This window comes from Serratia sp. SM04 (genome assembly GCF_040280225.1).
In the GTDB taxonomy this organism is placed as follows: Bacteria; Pseudomonadota; Gammaproteobacteria; order Enterobacterales; family Enterobacteriaceae; genus Serratia; species Serratia sarumanii.
The window spans coordinates 228,616-248,323 of sequence record NZ_JBEOQT010000001.1 but is presented as its reverse complement, the minus strand read 5'-3'; the positions used below and the strand labels follow the sequence as shown (position 1 = coordinate 248,323).

Genomic DNA, 19,708 nt, shown 5'->3' with positions numbered 1-19,708 from the left:
AAATTTTAGTGGCGCAGATATTACCACAGACCGCCGGAATACCCGCAAAAAGGTATTAATCCAGCCATTTGGCCCAGCTGGCGCGCACCTGCTCGCGCTCGGCGGTGAACAGCTCGCTGCCGACCTTACCGGAATGCTCCTGCAGCGCCAGATGGTGGATCTCGTCGCGCATGGTGACATAGGCCTGGGTCAGCGCGCGCGCCTCCTCTTCCGGCATGATGTCGTAATTGGCCATCAGCTCGAAGATGCGCACGTTGTCTGACCAACGCGTCAGCCGCGGTTCACCCGGCGCATAGCGTAAGACCAGATATTGGGCGATAAATTCGATGTCGGTAATGCCGCCCTCATCGGTTTTGATATCAAACAGATCGCGCTGCTTGTTGCCGAGATGGTTGCGCATCTTTTCGCGCATCTCGCGCACTTCGCGCTTCAGGGTCTCCGCATCACGCGTTTTGCACAGGATTTCGCGCCGAATCGCGTCGAACTGCTGGTGCAGCGCCGGGTCGCCGTGCACGATGCGCGCGCGCACCAGCGCCTGATGCTCCCAGGTCCAGGCTTCGTTTTGCTGGTAATCGGCGAACGCCTCGACGGTGCTGACCAGCATCCCCGCGGCGCCGGAAGGCCGCAGACGCGCGTCCACCTCATACAGAATGCCGGAGGAAGTGCGGGTGCTGAACAGATGCATCACCCGCTGCGCCAGCCGCAGGTAGAACTGGCGGCCGTCGATGCAGCGATCGCCGTCGGTCATCACCTCCGGCGGGCAATCCAGCAGGAACACCAGATCGAGATCGGAACTGTAACCCAGCTCCCAGCCGCCCAGCTTGCCGTAGCCGATCACCGCAAAGCCGCGCCCTTCGCGCTCCTGCAGATGGGTCGGCTGGCCGTAGCGCGCCACCATGTCGCTCCAGGCCTGTTGCACCACCGCGTCGATGATCGCCTCCGCCAGATAAGTCAGGTGGTCGCTCACTTTCATCACCGGCAGCGCGCCGGCGATATCCGCTGCGGCGATGCGCAGCTGCTGCGCCTGTTTGAACTGGCGCAGCGCCTCCAGCTTTTGCTCTTCGTCGTCTTCCGGCACCCGCAGCAGGTACTGGCGCAGCTCGCTGCGGTAGGCGTCCAGCGCCACCGGCTGATACAGCGTGGCCGGATCCAGCAGTTCGTCCAGCAACAACGGGTAGCGCGACAGTTGGTTGGCAACCATCGGCGAAGCGGCGCACAGACGGATCAGATGGCTGAGCGCCGCGTGATACTCAACCAGCAGTTCGAGGTAAGTGGTGCGGGTGACGATGCTGAGCAGCAGCTGCGCCAGCCGCACCAGCGCGGTGGGCGCGTCCTGGCGCGGGCACACTTCCGCCAGCAGGCGCGGCATCAGTTGATCGAGCACGTCGCGGCCGCGTGGGCCTATGGTGCGCTTGTCGACGTCATGGCGGAAATCGGCGATGGTGCGCAGCATCTGTCGGCGCCCCTCTTCGTCCAGGTGCGGCGTCAGCGGCGCCAGCTCGTTTTCCTCCAGCGCGTCCTGCCACAGGCTGTGATAGTGCTGGTAGTCGGGATCTTCGCCGATATCCGGGCTATCGTCGCCGATCAGATCGTCGAACACCGCCCGCACCGCCTGCATGTGCACCTCCAGCGTCGCCATCAGCGCCGGCCAATCCGCCAGCCCCATGCCGTAGGCCAGCCGCGCCTGGTCGAGCGCATCCTGCGGCAGCGTCTGGGTTTGCTGATCGCCGATCGCCTGCAGCAGATTCTCCAGCCGCCGCAGGAACAGGTAGGCGGCGCTCAGCGCCCGCACCTGCTCGGCCTCCAGCAGCCCCAGCTCACCCACCGCCTGCAGCGTCGGCAGCAGCGAACGCCCCTGCAGCGCCGGCTCACGGCCGCCGCGGATCAGCTGAAATACCTGGGTGATGAATTCGATTTCGCGAATGCCGCCTGCGCCCAGCTTGATGTTGTCCTTCAGGCCGCGCCGCCGCACTTCACGGGCGATCATGCCCTTCATGTTGCGCAAAGACTGGATGACGCTGAAATCGATATAGCGACGGAACACGAACGGCCGCAGCGTTTTGCGCAGCTCCTGGCTGTAGGCGTCTTCCGCCCCGCCCATCAGGCGCGCCTTCACCATCGCATAGCGCTCCCAGTCGCGCCCCTGCTCCTGATAGTAGTCTTCCAGCGCCGCGAAGCTCATCACCAATGGGCCGCTGTCGCCGAACGGCCGCAGCCGCATGTCGACGCGATAGACGAAGCCGTCGATGGTCTGCTGATCCAGCGCCTTGATCAGCCGCTGGCCCAGGCGGGTGAAGAACTGGGCATTGTCCAGCTCGCGCCGCCCGCCCTGGGTTTGACCATTTTCAGGGTAAGCGAAGATCAGATCGATGTCCGACGAGAAGTTCAATTCGCCGCCGCCCAGCTTGCCCATGCCGAGGATCAGCAGCGGCTGCGGTTCACCGGCGGCGTTGCACGGCGTGCCCCACTCGCGGCAACAGGTTTGGTACAGCCAATCGCGCGCGCTGACGATCAGCGTTTCCGCCAATCCGCTCAGCTGCAGCAGCGTTTCTTCGGTCGAACACAACCCCTGCGCCTGCGCCCAGGCGATGCGCACCAGCGTTTCACGGCGAAACAGACGCAGCGTGCGCATCAGCTGCGCCTCATCGCGCACCTCTTCCAGCTCGTCCTGCAGCCAGGCGGCATAGTGCTGCCACTCGCCGGGCGCCGGCGGCTGTTCGCGCAGCGTCGCCAGCCAGGCCGGCTGGGCGAGCAGTGCGTCGCTGACGAAGTCGCTCGACGCCAGCACCCACTGCTCCTGCTCGCTAAAGGCGCTGTCCGCGCCGTGAACTTCCTGAAAACGCTGCACAACCTGCTGTGCCTGAGCCTGTAACGCGGCTGAAAGTGGCGACATAGTGTATGACCCGTTCTGCGGCCCACGGCTGGCGGGCCGGCTTGATTAACGAAGCGCGCCGTTTAACCAGAATGGCGCATGCGATAAGGCCTGTTTGCGGCTGGCTTCATACCAGCCCTGGCGGCGCTCGCTCAGCGCCGCCTGCAGTTCGCGCCAGGCCTCGATATAAGGGCCGGTCTGCTCGTCGGGGTAGGCGCCCGACAGCAGGACCAGCGCCGAAATCTGACGCGTCAGGCGCGGCAATTGTTCCTGATATTCATCTTCGTTCAGCGTACGGCTAAAGGCCTCTTTCAGCTCCGCGCCGCTGCGCCCCAGCATGATGTCGCTGAAGCGTTTGAAAGAACCGTCCAGCTTGGCCTGCCCTTTGGCGTCAATAAACGGCCGCCAGGCGCCGCTCACCTGCCATGATGTGAGCGCCAACTTACATTGCAGGTAGGCCGCGCTGTAGCACAGGCTCTCTGGTTGCGCGGCTTTGTCCGCCAACAGCGGCTCGAGCTCGGTCAGGCGGGCGCGCAGATCGGCGCTGGCCTTGCGCGGCACCAGGCCGCCGAAGATCACCAGCGCCTGGCGGATCGTGCCGACCGCCTCAACCACCGAGGCGCGCGCCTGCGCGTCGCCGCGCAGCCACAGCTCTTCATGGTACTGCCAGTGGCTGAGCGCTAGTTCGAAGGCGGCGATCATCCCCTGTTCGACGGTCGCCTTCGCCGCCGGCTTCAGCACCTGCAGCGGGCGCACCTCGCGCGGCGGATTGCCCTGCGCCAGGTGGTAACCGCGCGCCGCCTTGCTCAGACTGCCCTGGCGCAGCCCGTCGTGCGCCGCCAGCTCACCGGCCAACGCCAGCAGATCGGCGGTATTGCCTTTCAGCAGCTCCAGCTCGATCTCGCTCAAGGCTTCGCTGAGATCACCGGCGCGCACCTCGCCCTGATCCAGGCCAATCTCTATCTCGCTTTGGCCGTAAGTAACCACCCACTTCTCACGCACGAAATCGGTACGGAACAGCGGTTGCAACGCCTGCTGCAACGCTGCGATATCGCAATCCTGCGGCCAAATGTCGGCAGGAAACTGCGCCAGCGCCAGCTGCGGCTCGGCGATAGCGACATTGTATTCCGGGCGCTGGTGCAGGCCGCCCACCACTTTACCGGCGGTTTTGATGGTCATCTCATAGCGATCGTCGAAACCGCGAATGCGCAGCCCCATGTCGTGACGGCGCAGGAAGTTGTCGGCCGTTTCGAAGTAAATGTTGGTCAGTTTTTGCGGCGCGGAATGCTGATGCGGCCAGGCGGCGAGCCAGTGTGGCAGAGCGGCCACCGCTTGCGGCGCGGCGATGAATTTCAGTTCAATTTCAACGGTCATAATTCTTTAACACCAATAAGTTATGCATTCACGTCGGTTTCAGCGCGGCGCGTTCGGCCCGCCGTATGCTGCCCACTGACGCACAGTTGCCGTTATCTTACCGCGATTCCCGGCGCCTTAACCCTGCTAACTGTAGAAAAAACCTGTTACGTTATAAAACACTGCGCAACTCACAGAATCAGCCACAGTAAGATAGTTCTCATTCCGGTTTTGGCGTTGCGTCGTCAGACTGAACCCTCTACTATCGTTCCATAAATTCACCCAGAAACGATGAACTAATGCAGAAATTACGCCTGATTTGCCTTGCCGCGCTGAGCTTCAGCATCACTTGGGCCGCACATGCCGAAGATAAACGCTATATCTCCGATGAGTTAAGCACTTACGTCCATAGCGGCCCAGGTAATCAGTACCGTATTGTCGGCACTCTCAACGCCGGTGAAGAAGTGACCCTGCTGAGCGTCAACGACAGCACCAACTACGGCCAGATCCGCGATCCGAAAGGCCGCACCACCTGGATCCCGCTCGATCAGCTCAGCCAGACGCCAAGCCTGCGCACCCGCGTGCCCGAGCTGGAACAGCAGGTGAAAACCCTGACCGACAAGCTGGCCAACATCGACAACACCTGGAACCAGCGTACCTCGGAAATGCAGGAAAAAGTCGCGGGCAGCGACAGCACCATCAGCAGCCTGCAGAAGGAAAACCAGGATCTGAAAAACCAGCTGGTGGTCGCGCAGAAGAAGGTCAACGCCGTTAACCTGCAGCTCGACGACAAGCAGCGCACCATTATCCTGCAGTGGTTCATGTACGGCGGCGGCGTCGCCGGCGTCGGTTTGCTGCTGGGCCTGCTGTTGCCGCACCTGATCCCGCGCCGCAAGAACAACAACCGCTGGATGAACTGATCTCAGTATCGTTCAGTTTGAGTATGGGCGCCTGCGGGCGCCCTTTTCATTGGCGCCGACATCCCGCGGCCAATTCATGTAATCTGATAGACAGAGCCTTACACGATATTCAGGAGTCAACAGTGCGGATTTATCTGGTCGGCGGCGCCGTTCGCGACAGCCTGCTCAATATTCCGGTGGTCGATCATGATTGGGTGGTGGTGGGCGCCACGCCGGCAGAGCTGCTGGCGTTGGGCTACCAGCAGGTCGGTAAAGATTTTCCGGTGTTCCTCAATCCCGACTCCCACGAGGAGTACGCGCTGGCGCGCACCGAGCGCAAATCCGGCCAGGGGTACACCGGTTTTACCTGCTATGCCGCGCCGGACGTGACGCTGGAAGAAGATCTGCTGCGGCGCGATCTGACCATCAACGCCATCGCCCGCTCCGCCGAAGGAGAGCTGATTGATCCTTACGGCGGCGTGGCCGATCTGCAGGCGCGCGTGCTGCGCCACGTTTCCGACGCGTTCGGCGAAGATCCGCTGCGCGTATTGCGCGTGGCGCGATTCAATGCCCGCTTCGCCCATCTGGGTTTTCGCATCGCCGACGAAACGCTCGCCCTGATGCGCCAGATGGCGCACAGCGGTGAACTGGCCGCGCTGACCGCCGAACGCGTCTGGAAGGAAACCGAAAAGGCGCTGCAAAGCCAGAGCCCGCAGGTCTATTTTCAGGTGCTGCGCGATTGCGGTGCGCTGGCGGTGCTGTTCCCGGAAATCGACGCGCTGTTCGGCGTGCCGGCTCCCGCCAAGTGGCACCCGGAGATCGACACCGGCGTACACACGCTGATGGCGTTGGCGATTGCCGCCCGCCTCACGCCGGAGGTGGACGTGCGCTTCGCCACCCTGTGCCACGATCTCGGCAAAGGGTTGACGCCGAAAGAGTTCTGGCCGCATCACCACGGCCACGGCCCGGCGGGCGTGCGGCTGGTCGAAGCGCTGTGCCAGCGGCTGCGGGTGCCCAACCCGGTACGGGATTTGAGCAAGCTGGTGGCCGAGTACCATGATTTGATCCACACCGTGAACAAGCTGCGTCCGGAGACCCTGTTGAAGCTGTTCGACGCCATCGACGTCTGGCGCAAACCGCAACGGCTGGAGCAGATGATCCTGACCAGCGAAGCGGATGCGCGCGGCCGCACCGGCTTTGAGGAGAATCCTTATCCGCAGGGCGACTATCTGCGCCAGGCGTATCAGGTGGCGAACGCGGTATCTATTAAAGAAGTGGTAGCCAGCGGGCTGCAGGGCACCGCGATCCGCGACGAGCTCAAACGCCGTCGCCAGCAGGCGCTGGCCGACTGGAAGCTCAATCAAACCATCCTCAACGATCAGGCATAAAAAAACCCCGCAGAGCGGGGTTTTTTCCTGGCATCGGGCTTACAGGAACACCATGTAAACCACGGCCGCCACGATAAAGCGGTAGATGGCGAACGGCACGAACGAGATGCGTTTGATCAGCGACAGGAAGGTTTTGATCGCAATCAGCGCCACCACGAAGGCAGTAACGAAACCGACGGCGAACATCGGCAGGTCGCCCCAGGTCAGGAAGTGCAGGCTCTTGTACAGCTCCAGGCCGCTGGCGCCTATCATCATCGGCACCGCCAAAATGAAGGAGAACTCGGACGCCGCATAGCGGTTTACGCCCACCAGCATGCCACCGGCGATGGTCGCTCCCGAACGGGAGAAGCCCGGCCACAGCGCCAGGCACTGGAAGCAACCGATCAAAAACGCCTGCCGGTAGGTGATGTCATCCAGCCCTTCCGCACGCGGCTTCTTCGGCTTCAGCCATTCCGCCGTCAACAACAGCAGGCCGCCGACCACCAACGCGTACATCACGTTTTTCGGCGCGAACAGCGATTTAATGACATCGTGGAATATCAACCCCAGCACCACTGCCGGGATCATCCCCAACAGGATGTGCCCCAGCTTCAGCCGGCCGCGGGTTTTGCCCTCGTGCTCCACCGGCTTGCCGCCGAAATGGATGCCGATCAGGCCGAACAACCGGCGCCAGAACATCACTACCACCGCCAGGATCGACCCCAGTTGGATGATGACTTCAAAGGTCTTGGCTTTGTCGCCGGTAAAGCCCAGCCACTCGCCAACGATGATCATATGCCCGGTGGAAGACACCGGCAGAAATTCGGTTAATCCCTCAACAACCCCAAGAACAAACGCAATAAACAGTGAATGCATGTCCGTCATGTGCTTCGCTCACCCCATAAATTTGCGACTAACATAAACATAAAAAAGCGGCAGTGCTTAAAGACAATGCCGCTAAAACAATTCTCAGGATTAAGACCAGCTTAACGGTCTTTCGTTGCAAGCAGATGACATAAAATCATGCGGGACGAGTGCCGCGCTCAATGATCACGCCGACCCGATTGGCATGTGCTACAGCGCCCGGTTTGCTGACCTTAATACGGACCCACGGGGAATTGAAGCGCTGAAGCAAAATTTCGGATATTTCCTCCGCCACGCGTTCCACCAGCGCGAACTGGTTCGATTCAACGTGCCGGATCACGGCGTCGCTGACGTCGGCATAGCTCAGACAGTCAGTTACGTCGTCGCTGGCGGCGGCCGGCCGGTTATCCCAGCCCATTTCGATATCGAACACCAGCTTCTGACGAATGCCCTGTTCCCACTCATAAACGCCAATGGTGGTAATTACGGTAAGCTCTTCAATAAATACGATATCCATCACGTCATTCTCTGTTTTTGGCCTTGCCGGATACCACTTCCAGCGGAATGTGCGTATTATCCATGGATGTTGCGAGTAAAACGACCATTATTAAACGGAACCGCGTTATGAGTGCTACCGCGCTTGGCATGATTATCTTCGCGTATCTGTGCGGCTCGATTTCCAGTGCGATCCTGGTTTGCCGGATCGCCAGGCTGCCGGATCCGCGTGAACATGGCTCAGGAAACCCCGGGGCGACCAACGTCCTGCGCATCGGCGGCCGGCTGGCGGCGGCGGCGGTGCTGGTGTTCGATATTCTGAAAGGGATGCTGCCGGTCTGGCTGGCCTACAAACTCGATGTGCCGCCGCTGTACCTCGGCCTGACGGCGATCGCCGCCTGTCTGGGGCACATCTATCCGGTGTTCTTCCACTTCCGTGGCGGTAAAGGCGTGGCGACGGCATTTGGCGCCATCGCGCCTATCGGCTGGGATCTGACCGGCCTGATGACCGGTACCTGGCTGTTGACGGTGCTGCTCAGCGGTTACTCTTCGCTCGGCGCCATCGTCAGCGCGCTGATCGCCCCGTTCTACGTCTGGTGGTTCAAACCGCAGTTCACCTTCCCGGTAGCGATGCTCTCCTGCCTGATCCTGATGCGGCATCACGACAATATTCAGCGCCTGTGGCGCGGCCAGGAAGGCAAGATCTGGGGCAAGCTGCGCAAGAAGAAAAACGACGCGGATAACGGCGGCCAGCCGAAAGACGAATAGCAGAAGGGCCGGATAATCCGGCCCTTTGTTTTATACCGCAGGCAATTCCGCCAGCGGCCAGCGCGGCCGCACCGAAACGCTCAGCTCCGGGTTGGCGCCGCTCTTCAGGCGCACCATGCCGGCATAGGCGATCATCGCGCCGTTGTCGGTGCAAAATTCCGGGCGGGCATAGAACACTTCCCCACCGCGTTTATGCATCATCTCCGCCAGTTTGGCGCGCAGCGTGCGGTTGGCGCTTACGCCGCCGGCCATCACCAGGCGCTTGAAGCCGGTCTGCTCCAGCGCGCGTTTGCATTTGATCGCCAGCGTATCCACCACCGCATCCTCGAAGGCGCGGGCGATGTCGGCACGCGTCTGATCGTCGTTGCCGTTGGAGCGGATGGTGTTGGCGGCGAAGGTTTTCAGCCCGGAGAAACTGAAGTCCAGCCCCGGACGATCGGTCATCGGCCGCGGGAAGGTGAAGCGCCCCGCCGTGCCCTGCTGCGCCATCTTCGACAGCATCGGCCCGCCGGGATAATCCAGGCCGAGCAGCTTGGCGGTCTTGTCGAACGCTTCGCCGGCCGCGTCGTCGATCGACTCGCCCAGCAGCTCATACTCACCGATGCCGGTGACGCTGATCAGCTGGGTGTGGCCGCCGGAGACCAGCAGCGCGACGAACGGGAATGCTGGCGGATTGTCTTCCAGCATCGGTGCCAGCAGGTGGCCTTCCATATGGTGCACCGGCACCGCCGGCACGTTCCAGGCGAACGCCAGCGCGCGCCCGACGGTCGCGCCGACCAGCAGCGCCCCCACCAGGCCCGGCCCGGCGGTGTAGGCCACGCCGTCGATGTCGGCCGGGGTCAGGTTGGCCTCTTTCAGCGCCGCCTGAATCAGCGGCACGGTTTTGCGCACGTGATCGCGGGAGGCCAGTTCCGGCACCACGCCGCCGTAGTCGGCGTGCAGCTTCACCTGGCTGTATAATTGGTTGGCCAACAAACCGGTTTGATCGTCATACACTGCAATTCCGGTTTCATCGCAGGACGTTTCTATACCCAGTACTCGCATTACATTTCCCATCATTCACGTGCGGCCGCCAGTCTACCACATTCCGCCGCATTTACCGCCAGCGCGGCGCATCTTGTCACCGGCTCGCACCTATGTCGATGATTCATCCAGAAAATGCCCAGGCGATTAAACACGAGCATTTTTTTCTGATTAGTCTATAATCAGCGCCCGGTGCAAAATTGCGCACGTTGCGGCAGAGCGACGCGGGTTTCAATTTGCTGTGGTGCTTTACAAAGCAGCATCCATTGGAGTAAAATTCCGCACCATTTTGAAAAGGCTGGCGCTTGGCCAGCAGCAAACCGAATTTTATTGAGGTGAGAGGCACATGCCGGTAATTAAAGTACGTGAAAACGAGCCATTTGACGTTGCTCTGCGTCGTTTCAAACGCTCTTGCGAAAAAGCGGGTGTTTTAGCTGAAGTTCGTCGTCGTGAGTTTTATGAAAAACCAACTACCGAACGTAAACGCGCTAAAGCTTCTGCTGTGAAACGTCACGCGAAGAAACTGGCTCGCGAAAACGCACGCCGCACTCGTCTGTATTAATTCTTCGGGGGCAACCCCACCGCGTGAATTTCTGATTTTCAAAATCGCGCAGACCGAGTAGTTGCATACGAAGGCCGTGCTTTCCGAAAGGAATGCGCGGCTTGTTCTCGTTTATAGGCTAATGAAGTAAGGGCTTATGGCTGGACGAATTCCGCGCGTATTTATCAATGACTTGCTGGCTCGCACCGACATCGTCGATCTGATCGACGCCCGCGTGAAGCTCAAGAAGCAAGGCAAGAACTACCACGCGTGCTGTCCGTTCCACCACGAAAAGACGCCTTCATTTACCGTTAATGGCGAAAAGCAGTTTTATCACTGTTTTGGGTGTGGTGCGCACGGCAACGCCGTCGACTTTTTGATGAATTACGACCGGCTTGAGTTTGTCGAAACCATCGAAGAGCTGGCGACCATGCACGGGCTGGAAGTGCCTTACGAAGCGGGCACCGGGCCAACCCAGATCGAACGCCATCAGCGCCAGAGCCTGTACCAACTGATGGAGCAGCTCAGCGCGTTCTATCAACAGTCACTGCAGCAGTCCTCCGGGGCACCGGCGCGCAGCTATTTGCAGCAGCGCGGATTAAGTGACGACGTTATTCGCCATTTCGCCATCGGCTTCGCGCCGGCGGGATGGGACAACGCCCTGAAGCGTTTCGGCCGCGACGCCGACTCGCGCCGCGCATTGAACGATGCCGGCATGCTGGTGACTAACGATCAGGGGCGTTCGTACGACCGTTTCCGCGAACGGGTGATGTTCCCCATCCGCGACAAACGCGGGCGCGTGATCGCCTTCGGCGGCCGCGTATTGGGCGATGGCATGCCGAAGTACCTGAACTCGCCGGAAACCGAAGTTTTCCATAAGGGCCGCCAGCTTTACGGCCTGTATGAAGCACAGCAGAACCACCCTACCCTGCAGCGGCTGCTGGTGGTGGAAGGGTATATGGACGTGGTGGCGTTGGCGCAATTCGGCATCGATTATGCCGTCGCCTCGCTCGGAACCTCGACGACGGCTGAACACATTCAGCTGCTGTTCCGCGCCACCGACAACGTCGTCTGCTGTTACGACGGCGACCGCGCCGGCCGCGAAGCGGCATGGCGGGCGTTGGAAACCGCGTTGCCGTACCTGAACGACGGGCGCCAGCTGCGGTTCATGTTTTTGCCTGACGGCGAAGACCCGGACACCCTGGTGCGCAAGGAAGGCAAAGAAGCCTTCGAACAGCGAATGGAGCAGGCGCAGCCGCTGTCCACTTTCCTGTTCGAAAGCCTGCTGCCGCAGGTGGATCTGAGCAGCCCGGACGGGCGCGCCAAGCTGAGCACGCTGGCGCTGCCGCTGATTACTCAGGTGCCGGGCGAAACGTTGCGCTTGTACCTGCGCCAGGAGCTCGGCAACAAGCTGGGGCTGCTGGACGACAGCCAGCTCGACAAGCTGATGCCCAAGCAGGCGGAAAATGCGAATCCTTATCAGGCGCCCCAGCTAAAACGCACAACCATGCGTATACTGATAGGGTTACTGGTGCAAAATCCGCAGTTGGCTACACTTATCCCTTCGCTTGAAGGGCTGGAGCAGACCAAACAGGCGGGATTGCCGCTGTTCGTCGAACTGGTGCAGACCTGTTTGGCGCAGCCGGGCCTGACGACCGGGCAATTGCTGGAGCTGTATCGCGACAACAAATTCAGCCAGCAGCTTGAAACCTTGGCGACCTGGAACCATATGATCGTTGAGGATATGGTCGAGCAGACCTTTTTGGATACGTTGGCCAGCCTGTACGACTCGGTGCTCGAGCAACGGCTGGAAACGCTGATCGCCCAGGCCAGAACGCGCGGCCTGAGCCCGGAGGAACGTGAAGAAGTCCGTTCCCTCAACCAGGTTTTAGCGAAGAAAAACTGAATACCAAACGGCTTAAGTGCCGATAATTGCGAGGGCAGAGCCCTGCACAGTGCCGCCATAGTGGGCCGCGGCGATAACGAAAACGCCCCAAATGCTATTGTTGGCGGTTTCGCCGACCGACACCAACCTAAATACTCTGAAGTGTGGATACCGTCTTATGGAGCAAAACCCGCAGTCACAGCTGAAGCTACTTGTCACCCGTGGTAAGGAGCAAGGCTATCTGACCTATGCTGAGGTCAATGACCATCTGCCGGAAGATATCGTCGACTCCGATCAGATCGAAGACATCATCCAGATGATTAACGACATGGGCATCCAGGTGATGGAAGAAGCACCGGACGCCGATGACCTGCTGCTCGCCGAAAACTCGAACAGCACGGACGAAGATGCGGAAGAAGCCGCCGCACAGGTTCTGTCCAGCGTGGAATCCGAAATCGGCCGCACCACCGACCCGGTGCGCATGTACATGCGCGAAATGGGTACCGTCGAACTACTGACGCGCGAAGGCGAAATCGACATCGCCAAGCGCATCGAAGACGGCATCAACCAGGTGCAGTGCTCGGTTGCCGAATACCCGGAAGCCATTACCTACCTGCTTGAACAGTACGATCGCGTCGAAGCGGGCGAAGCGCGCCTGTCCGACCTGATCACCGGCTTCGTCGATCCTAACGCGGAAGAGGACATCGCCCCAACCGCCACCCACATCGGTTCCGAACTGTCGAGCGAAGAGCAAGACGACGACGAAGAAGATGAGGATGCCGAAGAGGACGACACCGAAGACGACAACAGCATCGATCCTGAGCTGGCACGTCAGAAGTTCGCCGAACTGCGCGATCAGTATGAAGCGACGCGCTTGGTGATCAAGAAGAACGGCCGCAGCCACACCAGCGCCGCGGACGAGATCCTGAAGCTGTCCGAAGTGTTCAAGCAGTTCCGCCTGGTGCCGAAACAGTTCGACTTCCTGGTCAACAGCATGCGCACCATGATGGACCGCGTTCGCACCCAGGAACGCATCATCATGAAGCTGTGCGTTGAACAGTGCAAAATGCCGAAGAAAAACTTCGTCACCCTGTTCGCCGGCAACGAAACCAGCGATTCCTGGTTCGAAGCCGCGCTGGCGATGGCCAAGCCATGGTCGGAAAAACTGAAAGACGTGGCCGAAGACGTGCAGCGCAGCCTGCAGAAACTGCGTCAGATCGAAGAAGAAACCGGCCTGACCATCGAGCAGGTCAAAGACATCAACCGTCGCATGTCGATCGGTGAAGCGAAAGCGCGCCGCGCGAAGAAAGAGATGGTTGAGGCCAACCTGCGTCTGGTTATTTCTATCGCCAAGAAATACACCAACCGCGGCCTGCAGTTCCTGGATCTGATTCAGGAAGGCAACATCGGCCTGATGAAAGCGGTAGACAAGTTCGAATACCGCCGCGGCTACAAGTTCTCGACGTACGCCACCTGGTGGATCCGTCAGGCTATCACCCGCTCCATCGCCGACCAGGCGCGCACCATCCGTATTCCGGTGCATATGATTGAGACCATCAACAAGCTCAACCGTATTTCGCGCCAGATGCTGCAAGAGATGGGCCGCGAGCCGACGCCGGAAGAGCTGGCCGAGCGCATGCTGATGCCGGAAGACAAGATCCGCAAGGTGCTGAAGATCGCCAAAGAGCCAATCTCGATGGAGACGCCGATCGGCGACGACGAAGATTCGCATCTGGGCGACTTCATCGAGGATACCACCCTCGAGCTGCCGCTGGATTCCGCGACCTCGGAAAGCCTGCGTTCCGCCACCCACGACGTGCTGGCCGGCCTGACCGCGCGCGAAGCGAAAGTGCTGCGCATGCGTTTCGGTATCGACATGAACACCGACCACACGCTGGAAGAGGTCGGCAAGCAGTTTGACGTTACCCGTGAGCGTATCCGTCAGATCGAAGCCAAGGCGCTGCGCAAGCTGCGTCACCCAAGCCGCTCCGAAGTGCTGCGCAGCTTCCTGGACGACTAAGTCCGGCTGCCGCAGCAAAAACAAAAACCCCGGCCTGCCGGGGTTTTTTTATGCCCTGAATACGCCTCGCCGCATCATTGCAGCGCCAGGAACAGCTCGCGATAGCTGGCGGTGAGCTGCTCGAGGGTGGCGCGGTTCAATCCGCTGGGGTTGGGCAATACCCACACCTCGGTTTCCCCCAACGTCAGCGTCTGCTTGCCCCAGGGCGCATTTTTCACCCCGAAGGCGGTGGTGAACGCCTGCTTGCCCAAAATCGCCAGCGCGCGCGGCTGATAGCGCAGGATCTTCTCTTGCAGCGCCTCACCGCCGCTGCGCAACTCGTCGCGCGACAGCTCGCTGGCCGCCACCGTCGGGCGCGCCACCAGCGCGGTAATGCCGCAGCCGTTGTCCTTCAGCTGCTGCCACTGCTCCGGCGCCAGCTGGCTCTCGGTAAAGCCGGCCTGATGGACCACCTTCCAGAAGCGATTGCTGCCGTTGGCGAAAGGATAGCCCTGATGGGCGGAAGAAAGACCGGGGTTGATGCCGCAAAACACCACCCGCAGATTGGGCGCCAGAAGTTCCATGAGTGTCGTGAGTCCATTGCAGGGATTTACTGCGGTTATCGCAAAATCCGCCAGCAATTACAACAGGCTAGAACTGTGCAGAAAAGCAACATACGGGCGAGTAACAGTAGACCGCCGCTTAAGGATTCCCTATAATCTCGCGGCTTGGCCCCTTAGCTCAGTGGTTAGAGCAGGCGACTCATAATCGCTTGGTCGTTGGTTCAAACCCAACAGGGGCCACCAAATTTTAGCTTTAAAATCATATAAAAAAGCCACTTTTCTCGAAGTGGCTTTTTTATTTCTTGCTCACAGTGGCGGCAAAATGGCGGCAGTATGCCAGCACTCTCAGCTATCTTTCCCCTCTTAACCAGCCTATAGCCAGACTTACCAGGAAGCCGGCAAAGAAGATCGCGATAGCCGCAGAGATAGATTTCCACCACTCATCAAACCAGAACAAGGCAACAAATGCCGCTACAGAGAACAGGCCAATGACTATGGACTCAGCCAAGTCAGCAGTTTGCCGGCCAACAAATTTAACGAACTTCACAAGAAAGGATTTTAGCCAGTTCATGGTTAACACCTGCACAAAACTGATTGGAAGAGCTATTGATGTAGATGAGATACGGCTCTAAGAACCCCTCAACAAGAAAGTACGCCATATCCAGATTCATGCCCCTTATCTTGTAAAACGTTTTGGGAAATTTCACCTGCATACGCCTGGAAGCGAGCGCGGCCTCCTCAATCATCCCTTGGAACATAACCACGTTCAGTATGGCGGTCGTGCTGTACTTGATAAACCGCTTGTAGACAAGGCCGTAACTCGTCTTGCGTATGATGTTTGAAGCTATTTTATTGGCAATGAAAAATTGCGTCACACTACGACCCGCGATAAACCCTTCTGCGCGGTTAATCTCGCCTGCAACAGCGCTCTTACTGCCCGCATCGAGCTTTGCATAAAAATCGTTGATGACAATCATCACCAACTTCCGTATTGGCTCTTGCTTATCAACGGCGGAGCGAATCAAAGAGACAAACCGCTCAGTTTCCCTAAAATTCCGCTCCTTGAGGCTATTGCCTACAACGCCAGAACCTTCCCACGTTCTCCGTATGCTGTAACCGAGGCTTGTCGGCAACGATCCTACTCCTTCCGCAATCCCTTTCGCTATTTGCTTAGCGTCCATAACATTCCTTTAAGCAAAAATATCCAAGTCAGAGAATAACCAAACAGAAAGCAACTTACCAATACCCAATGTCCCAGTGTGGCCAGAAATATAACCACCCCATCATTCTGATTTCTCCGGCCATTCTTTGTGCTGATGGATGGCAATGGAGGATTCTCTACAATAATATCTGCTTCGCAAGAACTCATGTGCGGTCATGCCACCATCACACATATCGCGTACTATTCAGGTTGTGTGCACGAGCAAGTTCTTAGCACAAAACAACCTGATGTGCCTTACCGGTCATAGATGCACACGTAAGTGTATATTTGTTGAACATCGCATAAATGTATACCCGTAGCGTAAACCACCTTTTTAGTGTGGGATTGATAAGATAAAACGACTTAATGATGCACCGACTGTATGCAGAAGGAGTACGTGCAGAACTCGTAACGCTCGACCGAATAAGGTAGAAAGAGTTACTCGTATTCCTGGTTGTTAATTGGTCTGCTCGAAGGTGGCATTTAATAGCTGAATCATGTCGGCGAATGGAAAGGTGAAAACCCACTTACGAACATTCGCCCCTGCACACGGAGACAATCAGCATGGATTGGTTCACTCAAGATCAGGTTGTATTACGAACAATAGCGTATGCACGTCACGGCCGTACTGAGCTAAAAACCGAGGCAAGAATCAGTCTCGTCACTGGCACTCGATGGTCTGAGGGTGAAGAGTTGAAAAAAGCCAGCTCGCGAAATACAAAATCACTTACACCAACACTAAAGGCAGAAAAAACCGCGCCGTTCCCATCAGCAAAGAGCTTTATGGCTATCTGCCTGATGACAGAAAAGGCCGGTTATTTAGTGATTGCTATGGGGCGTTCCGCTCTGCTCTGGAAAGGATGGGTATCGAATTACCGGCTGGGAAACTTACCCACGTTTTGCGCCACACCTTCGCTAGTCACTTTATGATGAATGGTGGTAATATTTTGGTGTTGCAGCGCGTGCTCGGCCATACCGATATAAAAATGACTATGCGATATGCACACTTTGCTCCTGACCATTTAGAGGATGCTGTTAAATTAAACCCACTAAATCATCAGGCGACCATTTATAACTAATGAATTAAATGAAGAGGTACTCATGGCTGGTTATTTATATGACTTTACAAAAGAGCATTCTTTTCATGGAGAGTTTTGGAACAACCCTAATGATAACAAAGGCAGATTTTCAGCTAAAATAGAATACACTCCTTATAATGGGTTGACATTGGATTATTGCATTTCAGATAGTGATAGTCCAACAACATGCCAGCGATTATATGGAGTATTAAACACCGGAGAACCATGTACTCTCATTGGCCCATTTGATTTTCTTCATAGCTCAATACATTTTGGTAAGTTAAGAGTTTTAACTGGCAAGCACTATTTCAAAGCAATAATATTTAATGGGATGTATACAGATAATGATAGCGTCGAATACTGTGACCTATCTCTTTATGGCATGCAGGAGTTTATCCACCCTCAAGGTTTCATATCTCAACTAAAGCATTCGACAACACCGATTTTATCTACTCAAGGTACAGGATGGAAGATCGACGTTATCAATAACGCTACATTTAGTAGCGTTGGGGATGATGTTTTAAATATTATCAACTGCCAGAATGAAGAAGCACTAAATAAATTCACCAAAGACTTTCTATCCACTAAAAAACAATATCCTGAAGCATTTTTCTCAATAAGAAAAAATCTTAAATTTTATCTACGATATACTAATACCAAAGATGAAAGTATCATAAAACACATTGATGACCTATGGAAAATGACGGGACTTTTCTCAATCCTATTAGACAAGCCAGTCATACCTGATGAGCTAAATATAAAGTTCAAAGGACAGCAAATAAAAAACCCTTGTCTTCTTTCTAATGGCATAGAACAGAGAACTATTGATCTTGCCCTTACTAATACAACCCATCATCTCCTGCCATTAAATTGGAAACAAATTAACATGGGAGAAATTATTAGCAATTGGTTCAACATAAGCGATGAGTATGATTCTCTTTCAGTTACATATCAATATGAAACTGGGTATAGAACTCTACATCAAGCCCATGCTGATATAATACTTTTTGCTACTCAGTTAGAATCCATTAACCTAACACTCTCTGCGAAAAACTCAGACAAATATATTGGACCTATAAACAAATATGCCTCGTCATCCTTAAAGAACAACTTAGAATCGATATTCTCAAAATTCAATAAAAAAACTATCGGAGAAAACATTACAATAGTTAGAGGTGAACTTGCTCATGTTGGTCGCCCTAAAAAATTAATGAAAGTAATGACCATAGATGATTATATAAAAATAGGGTTGTATCTTAAAGTAACAATTACTTCACATTTACTGTCTAAACTTGGTTTGACGAAAGAGCAGATTGAGAGATATCAGAGCAAAGTTGCCCCTTGAGTAAAGTGGCGGCAGAGATGGCAAAATATGAGTAACTCATGGCAGGTCATGGCAACCTATGTCAATGACAAGTAAAGTAACCTATTGATTTTAGGTAATTCTTATAGGAACTCATAATCGCTTGGTCGTTGGTTCAAACCCAACAGGGGCCACCAAATTTTAGCTGTTTTCACAGCCTTAGAAGCCATTCTGTCCGGGATGGCTTTTTTGTTTCCCGCCGCCGTGCCACACTTCTCTTTCAACATTCCTGATTTATTCCGACTCATAAGGCCCCCGCATGATCGTCAACTGCGACCACGACAACCTCGACGCCTGGCTGGCGCTGCGCACCGCGCTGTGGCCCTCCAGCTCGCCTGAAGATCACCGCGCGGAAATGCGCGAGATACTGGCTTCACCGCACCACACCGCGTTTATGGCGCGGGGGCTGGACGGCGCTTTCGTTGGCTTTGCCGAGGTCGCGCTGCGCTACGATTACGTCAACGGCTGCGAATCGTCACCGGTGGCGTTTTTGGAAGGGATTTATACCGTCGAGCGCGCGCGCCGCCAGGGCTGGGCCGCGCGCTTAATCGCACAGGTGCAGGAGTGGGCGAAGCAGCAGGGGTGCAGCGAGCTGGCGTCGGATACCGACATCGCCAATCTGGACTCCCAGCGCCTGCATGCGGCGCTGGGCTTTGCCGAAACGGAGCGGGTGGTGTTTTACCGCAAAACGCTGGGCTGATCAGGCGGTCTTGCTTTGCCGCTGATCCGCCAGCTGCTCGGCGCGCAGCAGGATCTCCTGCAGATCGTCCTCGTCAATATCGAACAGATCCCCCTCCATCAGCGCCTCGTGCAGATCTGCGCGGGTGATGGCAACGGCATCGATCGGCAGATTGGCCGGTTTGGCCTCCGCCGGCGCCAGCGCGTGCGGGTAGCGTCGCCCGGCCAGGTTATTGAACAGAATGGCCAGCGCCGCCAGCAGCACCGAGTTCAGCAGCACCGGGTACAGCACGAAGTGGTAGCCCATCTGGTGAATGCCGGGGCCGCCGAGGATGGCGGTCAGCGCCACCGCGCCACCCGGAGGATGCAGGCAGCGCAGCTTGAACATCAGGCCGATGGCCACCGCCGCCGCAACGCCGCAGGCCAGGCCCGGATCGGGGATCAGCAGACCGGCGCTGACGCCCACCGTCGCCGCCAGCGCATTGCCGCCGACGATCGACCAGGGCTGCGCCAGCGGGCTGTTGGGCACGCCGAACAGCAGCACCGCCGAGGCGCCCATCGGCGCGATAAACCACAGGTTCACCTCGCCCAAAATAAAGTGGCTGATCCAGCCGGCGAGCATCAGCCCCAAACCGGCGCCGACGCTGGAAATCAGCATCTCTCGCTTGCCCACCGCCAGCGGGTGCGGCCACAGGCGCGCGCATCCCACTTTTACTCGTTCTATCCACTGCGTCTTCATGTTACCCAATACGGCTCGA

General features: G+C 57.2%; 17 protein-coding genes, 1 tRNA gene and 1 pseudogene. 10 read left to right on the top strand and 9 right to left on the bottom strand.

Annotation, left to right across the window (positions count from 1 at the left end; translation table 11 throughout):
• Positions 1-55: 55 nt before the first annotated feature.
• Both glnE and ABTW55_RS01095 read right to left on the bottom strand, forming a co-directional pair.
• Positions 56-2,893, bottom strand: coding sequence for a bifunctional [glutamate--ammonia ligase]-adenylyl-L-tyrosine phosphorylase/[glutamate--ammonia-ligase] adenylyltransferase (gene glnE / locus ABTW55_RS01100; RefSeq protein ID WP_033649058.1), 2,838 nt, complete (start codon positions 2,891-2,893; stop codon positions 56-58).
• A gap of 45 nt (positions 2,894-2,938) precedes the next feature.
• A complete protein-coding gene (locus ABTW55_RS01095) occupies positions 2,939-4,246 on the bottom strand; it encodes an inorganic triphosphatase (RefSeq protein WP_060422892.1) in 1,308 nt (435 codons plus the stop codon).
• Between the two features lie 278 nt (positions 4,247-4,524).
• On the opposite strand from ABTW55_RS01095, the gene ABTW55_RS01090 reads away from it, so the two are divergent.
• Together ABTW55_RS01090 and ABTW55_RS01085 are read left to right on the top strand one after the other, a co-directional pair.
• On the top strand, positions 4,525-5,145 hold the full coding sequence (locus ABTW55_RS01090) for a TIGR04211 family SH3 domain-containing protein (protein ID WP_019453078.1): 621 nt from the start codon (positions 4,525-4,527) through the stop codon (positions 5,143-5,145).
• A gap of 122 nt (positions 5,146-5,267) precedes the next feature.
• Positions 5,268-6,512 (top strand): multifunctional CCA addition/repair protein, encoded by a 1,245-nt coding sequence (locus ABTW55_RS01085; protein WP_060422889.1) that lies wholly within the window; start codon positions 5,268-5,270, stop codon positions 6,510-6,512.
• Positions 6,513-6,551: 39 nt separating this feature from the next.
• On the opposite strand, the gene bacA is transcribed toward ABTW55_RS01085, so the two are convergent.
• Positions 6,552-7,376, bottom strand: coding sequence for an undecaprenyl-diphosphate phosphatase (gene bacA / locus ABTW55_RS01080; protein WP_060422887.1), 825 nt, complete (start codon positions 7,374-7,376; stop codon positions 6,552-6,554).
• A gap of 136 nt (positions 7,377-7,512) precedes the next feature.
• Positions 7,513-7,872, bottom strand: coding sequence for a bifunctional dihydroneopterin aldolase/7,8-dihydroneopterin epimerase (gene folB / locus ABTW55_RS01075; RefSeq protein WP_060422884.1), 360 nt, complete (start codon positions 7,870-7,872; stop codon positions 7,513-7,515).
• A 107-nt stretch (positions 7,873-7,979) separates the two neighbouring features.
• Between folB and plsY the strand changes: the two genes are divergently transcribed.
• On the top strand, positions 7,980-8,618 hold the full coding sequence (gene plsY, locus ABTW55_RS01070) for a glycerol-3-phosphate 1-O-acyltransferase PlsY (RefSeq protein WP_060422881.1): 639 nt from the start codon (positions 7,980-7,982) through the stop codon (positions 8,616-8,618).
• A 30-nt stretch (positions 8,619-8,648) separates the two neighbouring features.
• Here plsY and tsaD read toward each other — a convergent pair whose 3' ends face one another.
• Positions 8,649-9,662, bottom strand: coding sequence for a tRNA (adenosine(37)-N6)-threonylcarbamoyltransferase complex transferase subunit TsaD (gene tsaD, locus ABTW55_RS01065; protein WP_033654813.1), 1,014 nt, complete (start codon positions 9,660-9,662; stop codon positions 8,649-8,651).
• 325 nt (positions 9,663-9,987) lie between these two features.
• On the opposite strand from tsaD, the gene rpsU reads away from it, so the two are divergent.
• The 3 genes from rpsU to rpoD all read left to right on the top strand — a co-directional run bounded on the left by rpsU (position 9,988) and on the right by rpoD (position 14,087).
• Positions 9,988-10,203 (top strand): 30S ribosomal protein S21, encoded by a 216-nt coding sequence (gene rpsU, locus ABTW55_RS01060; protein WP_001144069.1) that lies wholly within the window; start codon positions 9,988-9,990, stop codon positions 10,201-10,203.
• Positions 10,204-10,339: 136 nt separating this feature from the next.
• Entirely contained in the window at positions 10,340-12,088 is a 1,749-nt protein-coding gene (gene dnaG, locus ABTW55_RS01055; protein WP_025304325.1) for a DNA primase, read from the top strand.
• A gap of 157 nt (positions 12,089-12,245) precedes the next feature.
• Complete coding sequence (gene rpoD / locus ABTW55_RS01050; RefSeq protein WP_060388246.1) at positions 12,246-14,087, top strand: RNA polymerase sigma factor RpoD; 1,842 nt, start codon at positions 12,246-12,248, stop codon at positions 14,085-14,087.
• A 74-nt stretch (positions 14,088-14,161) separates the two neighbouring features.
• On the opposite strand, the gene mug is transcribed toward rpoD, so the two are convergent.
• The gene (gene mug / locus ABTW55_RS01045; RefSeq protein WP_033654812.1) at positions 14,162-14,650 is read right to left on the bottom strand and encodes a G/U mismatch-specific DNA glycosylase; all 489 of its coding nucleotides are present in this window, start codon (positions 14,648-14,650) and stop codon (positions 14,162-14,164) included.
• A gap of 146 nt (positions 14,651-14,796) precedes the next feature.
• Here mug and ABTW55_RS01040 point away from each other — a divergent pair.
• A tRNA-Ile gene (locus tag ABTW55_RS01040) sits at positions 14,797-14,872 on the top strand.
• A gap of 106 nt (positions 14,873-14,978) precedes the next feature.
• On the opposite strand, the gene ABTW55_RS01035 is transcribed toward ABTW55_RS01040, so the two are convergent.
• A complete protein-coding gene (locus tag ABTW55_RS01035) occupies positions 14,979-15,200 on the bottom strand; it encodes a hypothetical protein (protein ID WP_139639869.1) in 222 nt (73 codons plus the stop codon).
• Entirely contained in the window at positions 15,163-15,810 is a 648-nt protein-coding gene (locus ABTW55_RS01030; protein WP_072265043.1) for a hypothetical protein, read from the bottom strand. Before ABTW55_RS01030 ends, ABTW55_RS01035 begins: the two co-directional genes overlap by 38 nt.
• A 510-nt stretch (positions 15,811-16,320) precedes the next feature.
• On the opposite strand from ABTW55_RS01030, the pseudogene ABTW55_RS01025 reads away from it, so the two are divergent.
• From ABTW55_RS01025 to aac(6'), 3 genes and pseudogenes are all read left to right on the top strand, one after another.
• Positions 16,321-16,909: pseudogene (locus ABTW55_RS01025) on the top strand (tyrosine-type recombinase/integrase); the annotation flags it as partial.
• Between the two features lie 22 nt (positions 16,910-16,931).
• Entirely contained in the window at positions 16,932-18,254 is a 1,323-nt protein-coding gene (locus ABTW55_RS01020) for a HEPN domain-containing protein (protein WP_072265042.1), read from the top strand.
• Between the two features lie 277 nt (positions 18,255-18,531).
• Positions 18,532-18,972 (top strand): aminoglycoside 6'-N-acetyltransferase, encoded by a 441-nt coding sequence (gene aac(6') / locus ABTW55_RS01015; RefSeq protein WP_060422871.1) that lies wholly within the window; start codon positions 18,532-18,534, stop codon positions 18,970-18,972.
• Here the strand turns inward: aac(6') and ABTW55_RS01010 are convergent, their stop codons facing one another.
• On the bottom strand, positions 18,973-19,689 hold the full coding sequence (locus ABTW55_RS01010) for an HPP family protein (RefSeq protein ID WP_060422866.1): 717 nt from the start codon (positions 19,687-19,689) through the stop codon (positions 18,973-18,975).
• Positions 19,690-19,708: the final 19 nt, after the last annotated feature.